The following is a 14889-nucleotide window of genomic DNA, read 5'->3' as shown; positions in this document are numbered from 1 at the left end:
TGGCGATTAATTTTCGGTTCAGGCACGGCCGCAGCCTGGCCCGGCGCCGGGTCAGCGCAGCTTCGGCGTGTGCAGGGAAGCGCTTGCAATTCCGCCCGAGCACTATTTCAATAGAAGGTGCAGATCCCAGACAATTTCTGGCCATTCTCCGCCAGCCTGAAGCGGGCGGAACCAGCAGCCTCTGCCACAGACCATACAGACGACCGCAAGCCAGTATTCGCATCGCGTCTTATGACGGCACGTCCCGCCGTCTGATGACGCGATACCGGGGGGCCCATGGCAATGACAGGTCATCGCGTTCGCATCCTGATCACCGGTGGGTCCGGCTTCGTGGGGCGCCCGCTGGTTCGGCTGCTGTCTCGCGATCATGACGTTCTGGTCTATGACGCCCTGCGTTTCGGGCGAGACCGATTCACGGCACCCGAACTGGCCCAGATCGACCTGGTCGAGGGCGATGTTCGCGATCCGGTTGCCGTCGAACGCGCCGTCGGCGCCTTTGCGCCGGAGGTCATCGTCCATCTCGCCGCCATCCATTTCATTCCGCATTGCGAGCAAGACCCCGTCACGGCGGTCATGGTCAATGTCGCGGGTACGGTCAACCTGCTGGCGGCCGCGCCACGGGGTTGCCGCTTCGTGCTGGCCAGTAGCGGCGCGGTCTATGGGCCCGACGATGTGCCGCATCGCGAGGATGTCTCCGCGCTCGAACCCAGCGATGTCTACGGGCTGACCAAGCTGCAGGCCGAGGGATATCTGCAGCACTTCAGCCGCGCCAAGGGACTGGCGGGCATTGCGGCGCGCCTGTTCAACGTCGTCGGCCCCGGCGAGACCAATCCGCATCTCCTGCCCGAGATCGCATGGCAGTTGAAGACGGGCCAAAGCGAGGTCCGGCTCGGCAATATCTGGCCGAAGCGCGACTACATCCATGTCGAGGACGCCGCCGCCGGCTTCGCCGCTCTGGCCCTTGAGGGCGACGTCGAGGCGGGCGAAACCCTTGCCGTCAATCTCGGCACCGCGCGCCAGCACTCGGTCGCGGAGATCCTGGAGCATATGCGGCGGGCGGCGGGCGTCGACTTTCGCGTCGTGATGGACCCAGCCCGCGTCCGGGCCGTCGACCGGCCGTTTCTCACCGCGGATATCGGCCGGATCGAAACACGCTTCGGCTGGCGGCCGAAACGGACGATCCGGGAGGCGGTGGAGGATCTCTGGCGCCACCCGGACATCCGCCCGGGGCTCTTCCTGCCCGACGTTCCGGCCGCGGGAACGGCGTGATGCGGATCGCGCTGCTCACCGAACTCTATCCGCCGAGCATAGGCGGGCAGGAACTCTTCTTCGAGGGCCTCGGCCGAACGCTAGCCCGCCGGGGCCATAGCGTCGATGTCTTCTGCGTCGCCCATGCCGAAGGCCTGCCGCCGTTGGAGATCGTCGACGGCGTCGCCGTGCATCGCTTCCCCTCCGACCCCGATTACAAGACGCCGCCAAGAGCCTGGATGAAGCGCGCCTGGCCGACGATCTTCCGCTACGCCTTCTGGACGCGGCGCCGCCTGTCGGGGGGCGCATACGACCTGGTCCTTCTCAACCAATGGCCCCTTTTGCACGCGGTGACCCTACCGTCTGAGCATCGCCGCCACGCCGTCCTGCATTGGTGCGAGGTTCGAGATGGCCGCTTCTATGCGATGCTGCAGAAATGGCTGCCATGCCTCGTCCGGCACAATGCGGCGATCAGCGACGGGGTGGCAGGCGCGATCGGAATGACCTCCGGCCGGCACTTCTTTGTCCTGCCGAGCGGCCTCTTTCTCGACGACTATCGCTCGGCGCCACGATCTACGCGCAGCGGGATCCTGTCGCTCGGCCGCATCGTCGAGCACAAGAACCTGCCCTTGCTCGTCGCAACTTTCGAACGACTGAAGCAGGATGGATATCCGGGCCGACTGACCATTGCCGGCGACGGACCGGCCCTGCCGGAATTGCGCCGTGTCGTCGCCGCGTCGCCTGTGGCAGATGCCATCACCCTACCCGGGCCGGTGAGCGACGACGAGAAGGCCCGGCTGCTGGAGCAACATGAGTTGTTCGCCCTAGTCAGCCGCCGCGAGGGCTTCCCGCGCGTGGTCGCCGAGGCGATGGCCAGCGGACTGCCGGTCCTTACCGCCGGCTATGCTGGCAACGGGACCCAGGACGTGGTGATGGCGGCCGGATGCGGTCTGGTCGCCGCGCCGGAGCCGGCTGCCCTTGCCGACGCGGCCCGCCGGGTGCTGGAGCAATGGCAGGAACTATCCGACGCCGGGCGTCGCTTTGCCCTGGGGCTCGACTGGAACGCGATTGCCCAGCGGCTCGAACGGCAGGTCGGCTGGGAGGCTGTGCCAGCGGGCGCAGCCCCAAAGATCGCATCCAGCCATGCCGGCGGCTAGCTTCGTCCTGCGCCGACAGGCGCTCGCCATCCCCGCCGCCAATCTCTCGGTGCGGGCCCTCGGTCTGGCGATGCGGCTCGGCCTGGTCGTCTATTTGGCCCGCTATCTCGGCATGGATGCGGTCGGCCAATTCGGCCTGATCCAGGGCGCCGCCAGCCTGACCCCGGTCGTGCTGGGATGGGGCGTCACCTACTATCTCGGCCGCGAACTTGTGGGCAGACCGCCGTTTGAGGCCGGCCGGCTGGTGCGCGACCGGCTGATGCTCACGATCGCCAGCCTCGCCGCCACGGGCGCCGTGTTGGCGGCTTTGATGCTGACGGAGACGATCGAGGCGCCACGCGCGCTACCCTGGATTGCCGCCATCCTGTTTCTGGAATCGCTCGCCTTCGATCTGCATTTTGCCCTGATCAGCATCGGCAAGCCGGTCGCCGCCAATTTCCTGCTGTTCGTCCGGTCCGGGCTCTGGGTCTTTCCCGCCGCCGGGCTCGGCCTCGCCTTTCCGGCGCTGCGGACGCTCGACTTCGTGCTTCTGTGCTGGACGCTGGCCCTGATCGCCAATTTCGGGGTCCTTCTGCCGATCCTCGCCGCCTGGCCGCTCGCCGCGATTGCGCGCGCCCGCGTCGACCGGGACTGGATCGCGGCGCGGATGCGGGGCAGCAAGCTGATCTATCTGAACGATCTCGGCATCGTCGGCATGGCCTATCTCGACCGCTACATCGTCCATTCGATGCTCGACCTCCGCGCGACCGGCATCTTCGTGCTGCATTGGGCGATCGCCAATGCCGTGCATGTCCTCGTGACGGCGGCAACGGTGCAGGTCTCCCTCCCGGTTCTGGTAAGCGCCTACCGGGAAGGCGGCGACCGGGAATGGAGGATCGAACTCAGCGCGCTGGTCCTGCGGGTCCTGGCGATCGGTGCGCCGCTTGCCCTGCTGGTCTTTGCCGTCGCCGTTTTTGGCCTGCCCCTGATTTGGGCCGAAGCGCTGCCGATTTCGGGTCCGCTGCTGGCGCTGATGCTGTCTTCTGCCATCATCCGGCTGCTGGCCGACGCGCTCAACTATGGCCTCTACAGTCGAGGCCTCGATCGCTCCCTGGCCGGCACCAACATCCTCGGCGCGATCGTCGCCGTGCTGCTCAGCCTTGCCTTGCTGCCTTGGCTTGGCCTCGTCGGGGTGGGGCTGGCGATGGTGCTGAATGCAAGCTTGCTGCTGGTCGCGCGCGCGGCCGTCCTCGCCGCCCGCCACAGGATCGGCCCCGCGGAGCGCGCGGATGACTAGCCCGTTGCGTCAGCGCGTTCTGCACATCCTGCCGGATGGCAGCGCGGGCGGCGGCGCCACCGTGGTCCTCGGACTGTGTCGTGATCTCGTGGCGACCGGAAACTGGGATGTCGGCCTGGTTACCGCGCCCAATTCCCCCGTCGCCGAGGAGGCCGAGAATTCCGGCATCGCCTGCCTGCCGCTCGACTTCTTCACCTCTCGGTTCGACTTTCGCCTGCCAGGTCGCCTGGCGCAGCGGATCGAGGCTTTCCGCCCCGACCTTCTCCATGCCCATGGAGCCCGCGCCGGCTTGCCCTTCTGCCTGCCATCTCTGTCGAAGACGGTGCCGCTGGCCTACACGGTGCACGGCTTTCACCACGCGAAGAGGCCGCTACCGCTGCGTCCTCTGGGTCGCCTCGCTGAAAGACGGATCTTTGCGCGCGCCGATGCCGTGGTGTTCGTGTCGAATGACGACCGGTTCCAGGCGAAACGCGAACGGATTCTGCGGGATGGAGACGAGTGGCATTCCGTGATCGCCAACGGCATCGCTCCCGCGGAGTTCGAGGGCCTCGTCTCTTTCGAGGAGCGCTTCGATCTGGTCTTTGCCGGGCGCGCCCACCGGCAAAAGAATCCGTTCTTCATGGTCGAGATCATGGAAGCCTTGCGCGGTTCCGGCATCCGCCTGCGCATGATCTGCGGCGGCGCGCTGGAGCCTTCCCTGCGCGCCCGGATCGCCGCCAGCCCGGCGCGCGACAGCATCACCTTCTCCGGCGCCCTGCCTAGGGACGAGGTGCTGCGGACGTTTCTATCGGCCAAGCTCTATGTGCTTCCCTCGCTTTGGGAGGGGCTGCCGATCGCACCGATCGAGGCACTGCATTGCGGCTTGCCGGTGATCGCCTCCAACATTCCGGGTACGGACGAGGTGGTGATCGATGGCGTCAACGGGCGGCTGATCGACCGGTTCGATGCAGCCGACTATGCCCAGGCGATCCGCGACATTCTGGGAGACGAGGCGCATCGAAGCCGACTTGCCGCGGAGGGAAGAAAGCGCGTGAAGGAACGCTTTCTCCGTTCCGTCCATTCGGCCCGTCACCAGGCTCTCTACAGATCCATGATCCCTTTCTCCGAACATCCCGAGATCACCGATCTAGTCGGCCGACACCGCTTACGAAGGACCACCGTCACCTATGAAGACTAGGCCGATTTCGTGTGGAGGAAGTACATTCCTCGCCTTACGGAAGGCGTTCGCCAATTGCTCGCGATAGGCATTTCCAATACAGCTTGTGCCGCTTTCCTGTTGTCCGCCCGGAATTTGCCGTCCATGAGCCGCAAGATGCCCGACAGCCGCCGGGATGCCACCAAGGCGGGAAGCCGCGCCGCAACGCCGCTCCGATTGAGAGACACCCCCCGGGCCATCCTTCGCACCCTCGTCTATGCCGGCGTCATCGCGCTCAGCATCCTGCTCTGGTGGGCCATCGGCAGGCTCGCCCTGGGCTAACCGTCAGGCCGATTGCGGCCGCGGCACGCCTTCGCGCTGGGCCGCCGCCACGTCACAGCGAAAGCTCGCCACCAGGCAATTCAGGGCGGCGCGCAGGGTCACGGCCAAGCTGGCGTCAAACTCGTAGCGCAGCCAGTTGTCGAGCATGCCCGACATGAAACAGCGCAACGTCATCGAAGCGGCGCAGGCGGTCCACCCCGCTCCCAGATGCCCATCCGCTTCCGCCGCCTCGAAGGCGCGACGGAAATTGGCATCCATGGTTTCGCGCATCTCCTGCTGCCAGACCAAGGCTTCCTGCATTTCTCCGACATATTCGCAGCGCGTCACGATGATCTTGTAGACCTTCCGCGTGTGATCATCGGTTGCGAACAGTTCGATGACCTCCAGAGCCCAGTCGAGCACGCTTCGAAGCGGTTCCGCGCCGCCTTCGAACGCCCTGGCGATGACGGCGTCATGAATGCCGTGGACGCGCTGGATGATGGCGCCCAGCAATTCCTGCTTGTTGGCGAAATGCCAGTAGATCGCGCCCCGGGTGACGCCGGCTGCGGCCGCAATCTTCTCCATGGACGCACGGGAAACGCCGATCTCGACGAAGACGGTTTCGGCCGCATTCATGATGCGTTGCCGAGTCTCCTCAGACTCCGATTTCGTGCGCCTCATTCATACGGCTCCCTTTACATACATTGTTGTTTGTATATATGCTGTGCTGCAATAGATCCAGCCATCTCTTTTTGCGGTGCAAAAGCATGCGTTTGCCGTCTCCCTCCCGTCGAACCATAGCCGTGCTGCTCATGGGCGCCAGCCTGCTCGCCCTGCCGGCAACGGCCATGGCCCAGGCGCCGGCCGCTCCGCCGCCGCCCAGCGTCGAGCTGACCACCGTCAATGCTCGCGAGGTGCCGCTGAGCTACAGCTATGCCGGGCGCGTCTCCGCTTTCCGCGAAGTCCAGGTCCGTGCCCAGGTCGGCGGCATCCTGATGGAGCGCGCCTATGTCGAGGGCGCCAAGGTGAAGGCCGGCGACGTGCTGTTCCGCGTCGATCCCAAGACCTATGAGGCGGAAGTCGCCCGCGCGGACGCGCAGTTGCAGACGGCACAGGCGCAGCTTGCCCAGGCGACGCGCGACAAGGCCCGCGCCGTGGAACTGTTCACCCGCCAGGTGGGCTCGCAGAAGACGCGCGATGACGCGCTTTCTGCCGTCGACCTCGCCGAGGCCGCCGTTGCCGCCGCCAAGGCGCAGCTGAAGACGGCGCAGATCAATCTGGACTACGCCACCGTGCGCGCGCCGATCGACGGCGTCACCAGCCTCGACGTCGTCCCGGAAGGCAGCCTGATCGGCATCGGCACTACCGACAGCCTGCTGACGACCATCAGCCAGCTCGATCCGGTCTATGTGAATTTCTCCTTCACCGACGCGAACGCGGCCGAACTGCGCAGCATCACCGATGCCCAGAAGACGCATACGGCCGATGCCAAGCTGACGGCGACCATCACCTTCGGCGATGGCCGGGTCTACGACAAGCCGGGCGAGATCGACTTCACCTCGTCCAGCATCGACGTCCAGACCGGCACGATCCGCTCGCGCGCCGTGTTCCCCAATCCGGACCTCTACCTGATCCCCGGCCAGTTCGTGCGGGTCACCATTTCGGGCATGTCGCTTGCCTCGGCGATCGTGGTGCCGGAGATCGCCGTGCTGCAGGGACCGCAGGGCAAGTTCGTCTACACCGTCGATGACAAGAACGTCGCCGCCATGGCGCCGGTCACCCTCGGCCAGTCGGTCGAGGGCGGGTGGATCGTCACCGAGGGCCTGAAGTCGGGCGACCACGTCGTCACCTCCGGCGTCATCAAGGTCCGTCCCGGCGCGCCTGTCGCCGCTGCCAAGACGATCGTCCAGACTGCGCAGGCGAACTGATGAACCGCTTTTTCGTCGAACGGCCGGTCTTCGCCGCCGTCATCTCGATCGTCATCGTGCTGGCGGGCATCCTCGCCATGCGCGCCCTGCCGATCGCCCAATATCCCGAACTGACGCCGCCGCAGGTGGTCGTCACCGCAACCTATCCCGGCGCCAGCGCCGACGTATTGACCCAGACGGTCGCGGCGCCGCTCGAAGAGCAGATCAACGGCGTCGAAGACATGCTCTACATGCAGTCGATCAATTCGGGCTCCGGCTCGACGCGCCTGATCGTGACCTTCGCCACTGGCACGGATGCCGACCAGGCGACGATCAACGTCAACAACCGCGTCCAGCGCGCGCTCTCGGCGCTGCCCTCGGAAGTCCAGCGGCTCGGCGTCACGGTCAACAAGCAGTCGAGCTCGATCCTCGCCGTCGTGGCGCTGACCTCGGACAATCCGCAATACGACTCCGTCTTTCTCGCCAATTATGCGCTGTTGAACGTCATCGACGAACTGAAGCGCACGCCGGGCGTCGGCGAGGCGAACCTGTTCAGCCGCGAGAATTACGCCATGCGTGTCTGGCTGCGGCCTGACAAGCTGGCCCAGTTCGGCCTGACGACGGACGAAGTCGCGACCGCCATCCGCGAGCAGAATCAGCAATACGCCGCCGGCCGCGTGGGCGACCCGCCGACCGAGGGCAAGCTAACCTATTCCTACGCCGTCACCACGGACGGCCGTCTGCCCGACGCCGAGGCCTTCGGCAATATCATCCTGCGCTCGGATTCGAACGGCTCGACGCTGCGGCTGCGCGATGTCGCCCGCATCGATCTCGGCGCGCAGGACTATGGCTTCAAGGCCATCCTGAACGGCCAGCCGACCGTTCCGATCGGCATCTATCTGCAGCCGGGCGCCAACGCGCTCAACACCATCGAGGCGGTCAAGCTCAAGCTGGACGAAATCCAGGGGCGGATGCCGGAAGGCGTCAGCTACAAGATCCCCTATGACACGACGCTGTTCGTGCAGGCCTCGATCGACGAGGTGATCAAGACCTTCATCGAAGCGCTTGTTCTCGTCGTGGTCGTCGTCTTCGTTTTCCTGCAGAACTGGCGGGCGACGCTGATCCCGCTGATCGCCGTGCCGGTATCGATCCTCGGCACCTTCGCCGGCATGTATCTGCTCGGCTTCTCGATCAACCTGCTGACCCTGTTCGGCCTGGTGCTGGCGATCGGTATCGTCGTCGACGACGCCATCGTCGTGCTCGAAAACGTCGAGCGCATCATGACCACGGAGAAGCTGCCGCCACGCGAGGCGACCATCAAGGCGATGGGCGAAGTGACGGGCCCCGTCATCGCGATCGTGCTGGTGCTGGTCTCGGTGTTCGTGCCGGTGGCGTTCATGGGCGGTCTGGCGGGCGAGATGTATCGCCAGTTCGCTATCACCATCGCCGTTTCCGTCACCCTGTCGGGCATCGTCGCGCTGACGCTGACGCCGGCGCTCTGCGCCCTGCTGCTGAAGCCCGGCCATCACGAGCCGATCCTGCCGTTCCGCCTGTTCAACCGCTTCTTCGAATGGCTGACGCGCGGCTACACCTCGGGCGTCCGCTTCTTCCTGAAGCGGGCCCTGCTCGGCATCGCGCTGTTCGCCATCATGATCGGCGCGATGGGCTATCTCGCCATGAAGATCCCCGGCGCGCTGGTGCCGGAAGAAGACCAGGGCGTCATCCTGACGGTCGGCATCCTGCCGCCGGCGGCCGCCCTGTCGCGCACCAGCGACGTGATGTCGACGGTGAGCGACAACGTCTCCAAGCACCCCGCGGTAGCCAGCGTCCTGGCCTTTTCCGGCTTCGACCTGCTCGCTGGCTCCCAGTCGCCAAGCGCCGGCGCCGCCTTCGTCAAGCTGAAGGACTGGTCCGAGCGCAAGACGCCGGACCTCGACGCGCGCGCCATGCCCGGCCAGGTCATGGGCATGAATGCCGGCATCCAGGACGGTATGGTGCTGGCGTTCAACCCGCCGCCGATCCAGGGCCTGAGCACGACAGGCGGCTTCGAGCTCTACGTCCAGGACCGTGCCGGCGCGGGCACGCCGCAATTGCTGGCAACGACCCAGGCGCTGGTCGAGGCGGCTGCCAAGCGGCCGGAACTGGCCGGCGTCCGCACGACGCTTGCGACCAACGTGCCGCAATACAAGATCAACGTCGACCGCGAGAAGGCCAAGGCGCTTGGCGTGCCGCTGACCTCGATCTTCTCCACCATGCAGGCGACCTTCGGCAGCCTGTATGTCAACGACTTCACGCTCTATGGCCGCAATTTCCAGGTCAAGCTGCAGTCGGAGGCGAACTTCCGCGAGAAGCCGGAAGATCTGCGCCAGGTCTTCGTCCGCGCCGACAGCGGCAGCATGATCCCGCTCGATGCGCTCGTGCATGTCGATCGGACGATCGGACCGGACCTGCTGGAACGCTTCAACAACTTCCCGGCGGCGAAGGTGATGGGCAATCCGGCGCCGGGCTATTCCTCCGGCCAGGCGCTCGCCGCCATCCGTGAAGTCGCGGCGGAAGCGCTACCGCTCAACTATACGGTGGCATGGACTGGCTCGGCCTATCAGGAAATCGCCACCGGCGGTTCAGGCCAGCAGGCGCTGATCTTCGGCATCATCATGGTGTTCCTGATCCTCGCCGCCCAGTACGAACGCTGGTCGCTGCCGCTCGCGGTCATCCTGGCGGTGCCGTTCGCCCTGTTCGGCGCGCTGCTTGCCATCTGGCTGCGCGGCCTCAGCAATGACGTCTACTTCCAGATCGGCCTGGTGACGCTGATCGGCCTGGCGGCGAAGAACGCGATCCTGATCGTCGAATTCGCCGTGATCAAACGCGAGGAAGGCATGAGCGCCTTCGACGCGGCGCTGGAGGCGGCGCGCCTGCGCTTCCGTCCGATCATCATGACGTCGCTCGCCTTCATCCTTGGCGTGCTGCCGCTGGCGATCTCGACGGGCGCCGGCTCGGCCAGCCGCCATTCGATCGGCACCGGCGTTATCGGCGGCATGCTGGCGGCGACCTTCATCGCCATCTTCTTTATCCCGCTGTTCTACAAGCTGATCGGCGGCGGCAAGGACAAGAAGGTCGAGGCGGCCGCACCCGTAGTTCCCACGGCAGCGCCCCACCAGAAACCGGCCTGAGGCGGAAGCGCCTCAAGCAGCCCAACAAAAAGGGGCGGCGCCATCGGCGTCGCCCCTTTTTCATGTCTGGATGCCGCTCCCATCGCGACGCGGCGATCGCTCAGATGTAGCGCGGATAGGCGTCCGCGTCGGGCGCGTTGGCCCAGCTCATCAGCGTCTGGCCGCCGTCGATCAGCAGTTCCGAGCCGGTGACGTGGCGCGCATCGTCGCTGGCGAGGAAAGCCACCACCGCCGCGACATCCTCCGGCTGGCCGATACGGCGCAGCGGAATGCGGTCGGAAAATCGCTTGGTGCTCGCCTCGAAGGCGGCCTGGTCAGCAGCCGGCACGCCCAGCGTCGTCTGGATGACGCCCGGGCAGACGGCGTTGACGCGGATGCCATAGGGCGCGCAATCGAGCGCCGCGACCTTGGTCAGCCCCACCACGGCATGCTTGCTGGCGGTATAGGGCGAGCCGCCCGACAGGACGTCCCAGCCGGCCATGGACGAACCCATGTTGACGATCGCGCCGCCTTGCTTCTGGGCGATCATGATGCGGACCACGGCCTGCTGCACGATGAAGATGCCGCGCAGGTTGATGCGCAGCACGCGGTCCCATTCTTCCAGCGCCAGCTCGGGGATCGGTGCGGGGGTGCCGGAGATGCCGGCATTGTTGAACAGGATGTCGATCCGGCCGAAATGCTCGACGACAGCCGCAAGCGCCACATCGACTGCCGCCGGATCGGTCACGTCGGCCGACACGGCAAACGCCCGGTCGCCCAGTTCCGCCGCCAGCGCCGACGCGCGCGCGCCGTCCTGGTCCAGGATCGCCACGCCGCGCGCGCCATCCTCCAGGAAGCGTCGAACGGCGGCCTGGCCGATCGCGCCGGCTCCGCCCGTGACCAGGACGATCTTGTCCATGAACCTCGTCATGACGGTCTCCAATCAGCTTGTGGGATAATCGCGCCAGGAATGGCGGGGCTCGTAGCCCAGCACCCTGCGCGCATTGTCGAGATCGAACGTGCTGGCGAAGCCCGGCATCGGGTTGCGCGTCACATCCGGAAAGGCGCGCTCGGCCAGTTCTGCCGTCGGCTCGTCCATATAGCTGTCGGCGGCGCTGATCATGACGCGGGCATGGCCCTCGATGGGCGCTTGCAGCGCCAGGAGGAAGGCATCCGCCGCATCGCGCGCGTCGATATAGGACCAGAGATCGCGGCCGGCATCGCCCGAGGCGCGGCGCGGACCGATCTGGCCGGCGAAACCTTCCGGCGTCTGCACCCAAGGCATCCGCAGGCTGACGGCCGTGAACGCGCCGCGCGCGACTGCCGCCTGCACCATTTCCTCGCCCAGCCACTTCGAAAGCCCATAGGCATCCTGCGGGCCGGCCGGGTGATTGTCGTCGATCGGCAGATAGAGCTGCTTCGGCCAGTTGGTGAAGAACGGGTAGCCGAAAATGCTGAACGAGGAGGCGTAGACGAAACGGGTCACGCCCGAAAGCGCCGATGCCTCGATGACGTTGTAGGCCAGCGCCATGTTGGTCTGGAACACTTCGGCCGCCGCGCGCCCGGTCGGGCGCGGTATGGCCGCGATGTGGAAGACGGCGTCGGCATCGCGCACCAGCTGCAACGCGATGCCGAGATCGGTCAGATCGGCAGTGACAGGGCGCCAGCCGCTCTTGCCAGGCGGCGGCACAGTGTCGATGCCGAGCACCTCGTGACCGGCGGAGACAGCAGCTGCGGCGACATGCCGGCCGAGCAGGCCGCTGGAACCCGTGATGACGATCCGCATCAGTTTTGCACCTTCGGACGGGGCGGCAGCGCCTGGATGATGGCCTGCGCCAGTTTCAGATCTTCCAGACCGCCCTGAAGGCTGGTCCGCGGCGCGGTGCCGTTCTCGATGCAATCGATGAAGTGCAGCCACTGCTGGCGGAACGCCGTGTCAGGCTTGCCGGGAAGGATGGTCTCGGACGGACCGTTGCCGCGCGGCTCGCGGATGGTCACGGTCGCGGCGGTGTTGCGGATGTACGGATTCTGGAAATCGACCCGCACTTCGTCATGTTTGCCATAGGCCGCGATCCATTCATCCCACCACTCATACTGCGCGCCGAACGAGACCTCGAACACGCAGGGTACGCCATTGGCGAAATTGAGCAGCGCGAAAATGTGGTTGGGATCGATCGCCTTAGCGTATTCGACGCTTTCGGCGACACCGAAGGCACCGCGCAGGACGGCGAGGTTATGGCTGCCGAGCATCAGCAGCATCAGATAGGTGTCCTTGTAGCCGGCATGGTCGGGGCCCAGCGACGCCTCGATACGGGCATCCGCCAAAGCGCGACCGGCAGCAAGGCTGGCCGGATCGACGTCGCTGCCGCGAACCTGCGTATAGAGGCTCTGGTAGCGGTCGAAGCGGCCGGCGAAATTGTGCACGTGGATCTGCTTCAGCGCCTCGATCGAAGCCATGCGCTCGATGCCCAGCACATAGCCGGGATCATAGAGCTTCATATAACCGACGAGGCCGAGAACGCCCTTGGCCGTCGCCTTCTCGATCAGCGGCGCGGCTTCCTCGGCCGTGAAGGCGAGCGGCTTCTCGACGGTAAAGTGCTTGCCGGCGGCGATCACGTCTTCGATGATCGGGCCATGGTCATAGGTGCAGATCACCACGACGTCGACGGCGGGGTCGTTGATCAGCTCGTGGTGGTCGGTGTAGCGGCCGGCGACGCCATAGGCCTCGCCGAGGCTGTCGACGACCTGGCGCGAGAGGTCGCACAGCGCCGCAATCTCGAGTTCGGGCAGTTCCTTGATGATGGGCAGGTGCATGAGCTGGGCAATCTCGCCGCAGCCCACGACGCCGACACCGATCTTACGCTTTGTCATTCTCAGGCCTTCACTGCGCCGGCGGTCAGGCCGGCAATAAACTGCCGCTGCATGAGCACGAACAGGAGGATCACCGGCAGGGTGGTGATCATCAACGCTGCGAAATAGAGGTTCCACAGGGAGTCGTACTGCTGGAAGAAGTTGACCAGCCCGAGCGGGATGGTCTGCACATCCGGCTGCCTCAGCAGCAGGAAGGCGAGGAAGAAGTCGTTCCAGACCTCGATGAAGCCGAAGATGATGATCAGCGCCATGCCGGGACGGACGAGCGGCAGCATGATCCGGACCAAGATCGCCACCCGCCCTGCCCCGTCGACGCGCGCCGCATCCTCCAGGTCGAACGGCAGGGACATAAAGAAGCTGCGCATGATGAAGATCGAGAGCGGCATGATCGACGCCGCATAGATGAAGGAGATGCCGACGGTCGAATTGATGATGCCGAGGTCGCGCGCCACCATGAAGAGCGGGATCGCCAGCACCTGCGGCGGCACCAGCATCGAGCCGACGACCAGGCCGGTGACGATGTTCCGGCCCGGAAACCGCAGCCGCGCCAGCGCGTAGCTGCAGGGCGTCACCACCAGAATCAGGATCGCCAGCGACAGCGCCGTGACGGTGACGCTGTTGACGATGCGCGTCCCCATCTCGGCCATCTGCCAGGCCTGGATGTAGTTGTCGAGGACCGGGCTGGTCGGCGGGCCCCAGACATTGTTGATCAGCTCGGACTTGGTCTTCAGCGAGCCGAACAGCACCCAGAGCAGCGGATACAGCGTCTGGAACAGGACGATCGCGAGGGCGGCATAGATGCCGATGCGCTCCAGCGCAGCGGTGAAGGCGCGGGAGGAATCGGGCGGGACGTCGCGGGTGGAGGACATAGTAGCCATCAGACCTTGAACCTCGTGCGACCGAGCCAGTAGACGAGAATGGCGCAGATGCCGCCGACCAAGACGAACAGCGCGTAGCCCATAGCCGCCGCGTAGCCCATCTGGCTGTTGGTGAAGGCCGCCTTGACCATGGCGGTGATCACGACCTCGGTGGCGTGGTTGGGGCCGCCCTGCGTCAGCACATGGACGATGTCGAAATTGCGCACGAAGGCCCCGGACAGGCTCAGGATCGTGTTGATGAAGATCACCGGCACCATCAGCGGCAGCGTAATGTGCCAGAGCCGACGGCGGGCATTGGCGCCATCGATCCGGGCCGCCTCATAGAGCTCGGACGGAATGGTCTGCAGGCCTGCCAGATAGATCACGGCGTGGAAACCGAGCCATTTCCAGACATCGACGACGATGACGGCGTAGAGCGCGACATTGGCATCGCCAAGCCAGCTGCGCTTCCAGGACGCCAGGCCCACGAATTCGAGCCCGGCATTGAGCAGGCCGAACACCGGATTGTAGATCCAGGCCCAGAGCAGGCCGGCGGCGACGAAAGAGATCGTCACCGGCACGAACACCGAGGCGCGGATGAAGCCGCGCATGAAGGTGACGCGGTTCAGCAGCAGCGCCAGCGCCAGACCCAGGATGTTCTTGGCCAGAATGCTGATGATGACGAAGATGAAGCTGTTTTTTAGCGCGAGGAGAAACACCCCGTCCTTCATCAGCCGCAGGTAATTGCCGAAGCCGATGAAGCGCGGGTCGGAAAAGCCGTCCCAGCGCTGGAACGAAAGCCAGAAGCCGCTGACGAACGGCCAGAGGAAGAACAGCGCGAACAGGATGCCGGCCGGCAACATCATCATCGCCGCGACAAACCCGTCGCTGCGCCCCAGCCGCCTCGCAAGCGAGACGCGCGAGGGCGCCGGAGATTTCGAGGTCAGGGCTGCCGGCATCGCCATGGC

At 65.6% G+C, this 14889-nt stretch carries 13 protein-coding genes; 7 read left to right on the top strand and 6 right to left on the bottom strand.

All coding sequences use genetic code 11. From position 1 onward, the window contains the following. Positions 1-276: 276 nt before the first annotated feature. From ACHMWQ_RS05615 to ACHMWQ_RS05595, 5 genes are all read left to right on the top strand, one after another. Entirely contained in the window at positions 277-1269 is a 993-nt protein-coding gene (locus ACHMWQ_RS05615) for an NAD-dependent epimerase/dehydratase family protein (RefSeq protein WP_396306708.1), read from the top strand. Beyond that, entirely contained in the window at positions 1269-2405 is a 1137-nt protein-coding gene (locus ACHMWQ_RS05610; RefSeq protein ID WP_396306707.1) for a glycosyltransferase family 4 protein, read from the top strand. Before ACHMWQ_RS05615 ends, ACHMWQ_RS05610 begins: the two co-directional genes overlap by 1 nt. Further along, positions 2392-3681: a lipopolysaccharide biosynthesis protein gene (locus tag ACHMWQ_RS05605; RefSeq protein WP_396306706.1), complete on the top strand. Its 1290-nt coding sequence runs from the start codon at positions 2392-2394 to the stop codon at positions 3679-3681. The genes ACHMWQ_RS05610 and ACHMWQ_RS05605 overlap by 14 nt, the downstream gene beginning before the upstream one ends. Continuing rightward, positions 3674-4858, top strand: coding sequence for a glycosyltransferase family 4 protein (locus tag ACHMWQ_RS05600; protein WP_396306705.1), 1185 nt, complete (start codon positions 3674-3676; stop codon positions 4856-4858). The genes ACHMWQ_RS05605 and ACHMWQ_RS05600 overlap by 8 nt, the downstream gene beginning before the upstream one ends. Before the next feature lie 123 nt (positions 4859-4981). Further along, the gene (locus tag ACHMWQ_RS05595; protein WP_396306704.1) at positions 4982-5158 is read left to right on the top strand and encodes a hypothetical protein; all 177 of its coding nucleotides are present in this window, start codon (positions 4982-4984) and stop codon (positions 5156-5158) included. Positions 5159-5161: 3 nt separating this feature from the next. On the opposite strand, the gene ACHMWQ_RS05590 is transcribed toward ACHMWQ_RS05595, so the two are convergent. Beyond that, positions 5162-5773 carry a TetR family transcriptional regulator gene (locus ACHMWQ_RS05590; protein ID WP_396306703.1) on the bottom strand — a complete coding sequence of 204 codons (612 nt, stop codon included), beginning with the start codon at positions 5771-5773 and terminating at the stop codon, positions 5162-5164. A 176-nt stretch (positions 5774-5949) separates the two neighbouring features. On the opposite strand from ACHMWQ_RS05590, the gene ACHMWQ_RS05585 reads away from it, so the two are divergent. Both ACHMWQ_RS05585 and ACHMWQ_RS05580 read left to right on the top strand, forming a co-directional pair. Then, positions 5950-7065 carry an efflux RND transporter periplasmic adaptor subunit gene (locus tag ACHMWQ_RS05585; RefSeq protein ID WP_396309395.1) on the top strand — a complete coding sequence of 372 codons (1116 nt, stop codon included), beginning with the start codon at positions 5950-5952 and terminating at the stop codon, positions 7063-7065. Next, positions 7065-10214 (top strand): efflux RND transporter permease subunit, encoded by a 3150-nt coding sequence (locus ACHMWQ_RS05580; RefSeq protein WP_396306702.1) that lies wholly within the window; start codon positions 7065-7067, stop codon positions 10212-10214. The genes ACHMWQ_RS05585 and ACHMWQ_RS05580 overlap by 1 nt, the downstream gene beginning before the upstream one ends. A gap of 100 nt (positions 10215-10314) precedes the next feature. Here ACHMWQ_RS05580 and ACHMWQ_RS05575 read toward each other — a convergent pair whose 3' ends face one another. Genes ACHMWQ_RS05575 through ACHMWQ_RS05555 form a run of 5 tightly spaced genes read right to left on the bottom strand, consistent with a single transcriptional unit; the run spans position 10315 to position 14886 of the window. Beyond that, positions 10315-11124, bottom strand: coding sequence for an SDR family NAD(P)-dependent oxidoreductase (locus ACHMWQ_RS05575; RefSeq protein ID WP_396306701.1), 810 nt, complete (start codon positions 11122-11124; stop codon positions 10315-10317). Between the two features lie 12 nt (positions 11125-11136). Next, positions 11137-11979 carry an NAD-dependent epimerase/dehydratase family protein gene (locus ACHMWQ_RS05570; RefSeq protein ID WP_396306700.1) on the bottom strand — a complete coding sequence of 281 codons (843 nt, stop codon included), beginning with the start codon at positions 11977-11979 and terminating at the stop codon, positions 11137-11139. Further along, positions 11979-13064 carry a Gfo/Idh/MocA family protein gene (locus ACHMWQ_RS05565; RefSeq protein WP_396306699.1) on the bottom strand — a complete coding sequence of 362 codons (1086 nt, stop codon included), beginning with the start codon at positions 13062-13064 and terminating at the stop codon, positions 11979-11981. Before ACHMWQ_RS05565 ends, ACHMWQ_RS05570 begins: the two co-directional genes overlap by 1 nt. A gap of 2 nt (positions 13065-13066) precedes the next feature. Then, a complete protein-coding gene (locus ACHMWQ_RS05560) occupies positions 13067-13942 on the bottom strand; it encodes a carbohydrate ABC transporter permease (RefSeq protein WP_396306698.1) in 876 nt (291 codons plus the stop codon). Further along, positions 13942-14886 (bottom strand): carbohydrate ABC transporter permease, encoded by a 945-nt coding sequence (locus ACHMWQ_RS05555; RefSeq protein ID WP_396306697.1) that lies wholly within the window; start codon positions 14884-14886, stop codon positions 13942-13944. The genes ACHMWQ_RS05560 and ACHMWQ_RS05555 overlap by 1 nt, the downstream gene beginning before the upstream one ends. Between the last annotated feature and the right edge of the window lie 3 nt (positions 14887-14889).

The sequence above is a fragment of the Kaistia sp. UC242_56 genome (assembly GCF_044452255.1).
Lineage (GTDB): Bacteria > Pseudomonadota > Alphaproteobacteria > Rhizobiales > Kaistiaceae > Kaistia > Kaistia defluvii_A.
The sequence above is the reverse complement of the archived record's forward strand: the minus strand, read 5'-3'. Positions and strand labels throughout refer to the sequence as shown.

Excerpts from the sequence above, each read along its gene's own strand:
- ACHMWQ_RS05615 (WP_396306708.1), top strand. The coding sequence starts at position 277 with ATGGCAATGACAGGTCATCGCGTTCGCATCCTGATCACCGGTGGGTCC.
- ACHMWQ_RS05610 (WP_396306707.1), top strand. The coding sequence starts at position 1,269 with ATGCGGATCGCGCTGCTCACCGAACTCTATCCGCCGAGCATAGGCGGG.
- ACHMWQ_RS05605 (WP_396306706.1), top strand. The coding sequence starts at position 2,392 with ATGCCGGCGGCTAGCTTCGTCCTGCGCCGACAGGCGCTCGCCATCCCC.
- ACHMWQ_RS05600 (WP_396306705.1), top strand. The coding sequence starts at position 3,674 with ATGACTAGCCCGTTGCGTCAGCGCGTTCTGCACATCCTGCCGGATGGC.
- ACHMWQ_RS05595 (WP_396306704.1), top strand. The coding sequence starts at position 4,982 with ATGAGCCGCAAGATGCCCGACAGCCGCCGGGATGCCACCAAGGCGGGA.
- ACHMWQ_RS05590 (WP_396306703.1), bottom strand. The coding sequence starts at position 5,773 with ATGAATGCGGCCGAAACCGTCTTCGTCGAGATCGGCGTTTCCCGTGCG.
- ACHMWQ_RS05585 (WP_396309395.1), top strand. The coding sequence starts at position 5,950 with ATGGGCGCCAGCCTGCTCGCCCTGCCGGCAACGGCCATGGCCCAGGCG.
- ACHMWQ_RS05580 (WP_396306702.1), top strand. The coding sequence starts at position 7,065 with ATGAACCGCTTTTTCGTCGAACGGCCGGTCTTCGCCGCCGTCATCTCG.
- ACHMWQ_RS05575 (WP_396306701.1), bottom strand. The coding sequence starts at position 11,124 with ATGACGAGGTTCATGGACAAGATCGTCCTGGTCACGGGCGGAGCCGGC.
- ACHMWQ_RS05570 (WP_396306700.1), bottom strand. The coding sequence starts at position 11,979 with ATGCGGATCGTCATCACGGGTTCCAGCGGCCTGCTCGGCCGGCATGTC.
- ACHMWQ_RS05565 (WP_396306699.1), bottom strand. The coding sequence starts at position 13,064 with ATGACAAAGCGTAAGATCGGTGTCGGCGTCGTGGGCTGCGGCGAGATT.
- ACHMWQ_RS05560 (WP_396306698.1), bottom strand. The coding sequence starts at position 13,942 with ATGGCTACTATGTCCTCCACCCGCGACGTCCCGCCCGATTCCTCCCGC.
- ACHMWQ_RS05555 (WP_396306697.1), bottom strand. The coding sequence starts at position 14,886 with ATGGCGATGCCGGCAGCCCTGACCTCGAAATCTCCGGCGCCCTCGCGC.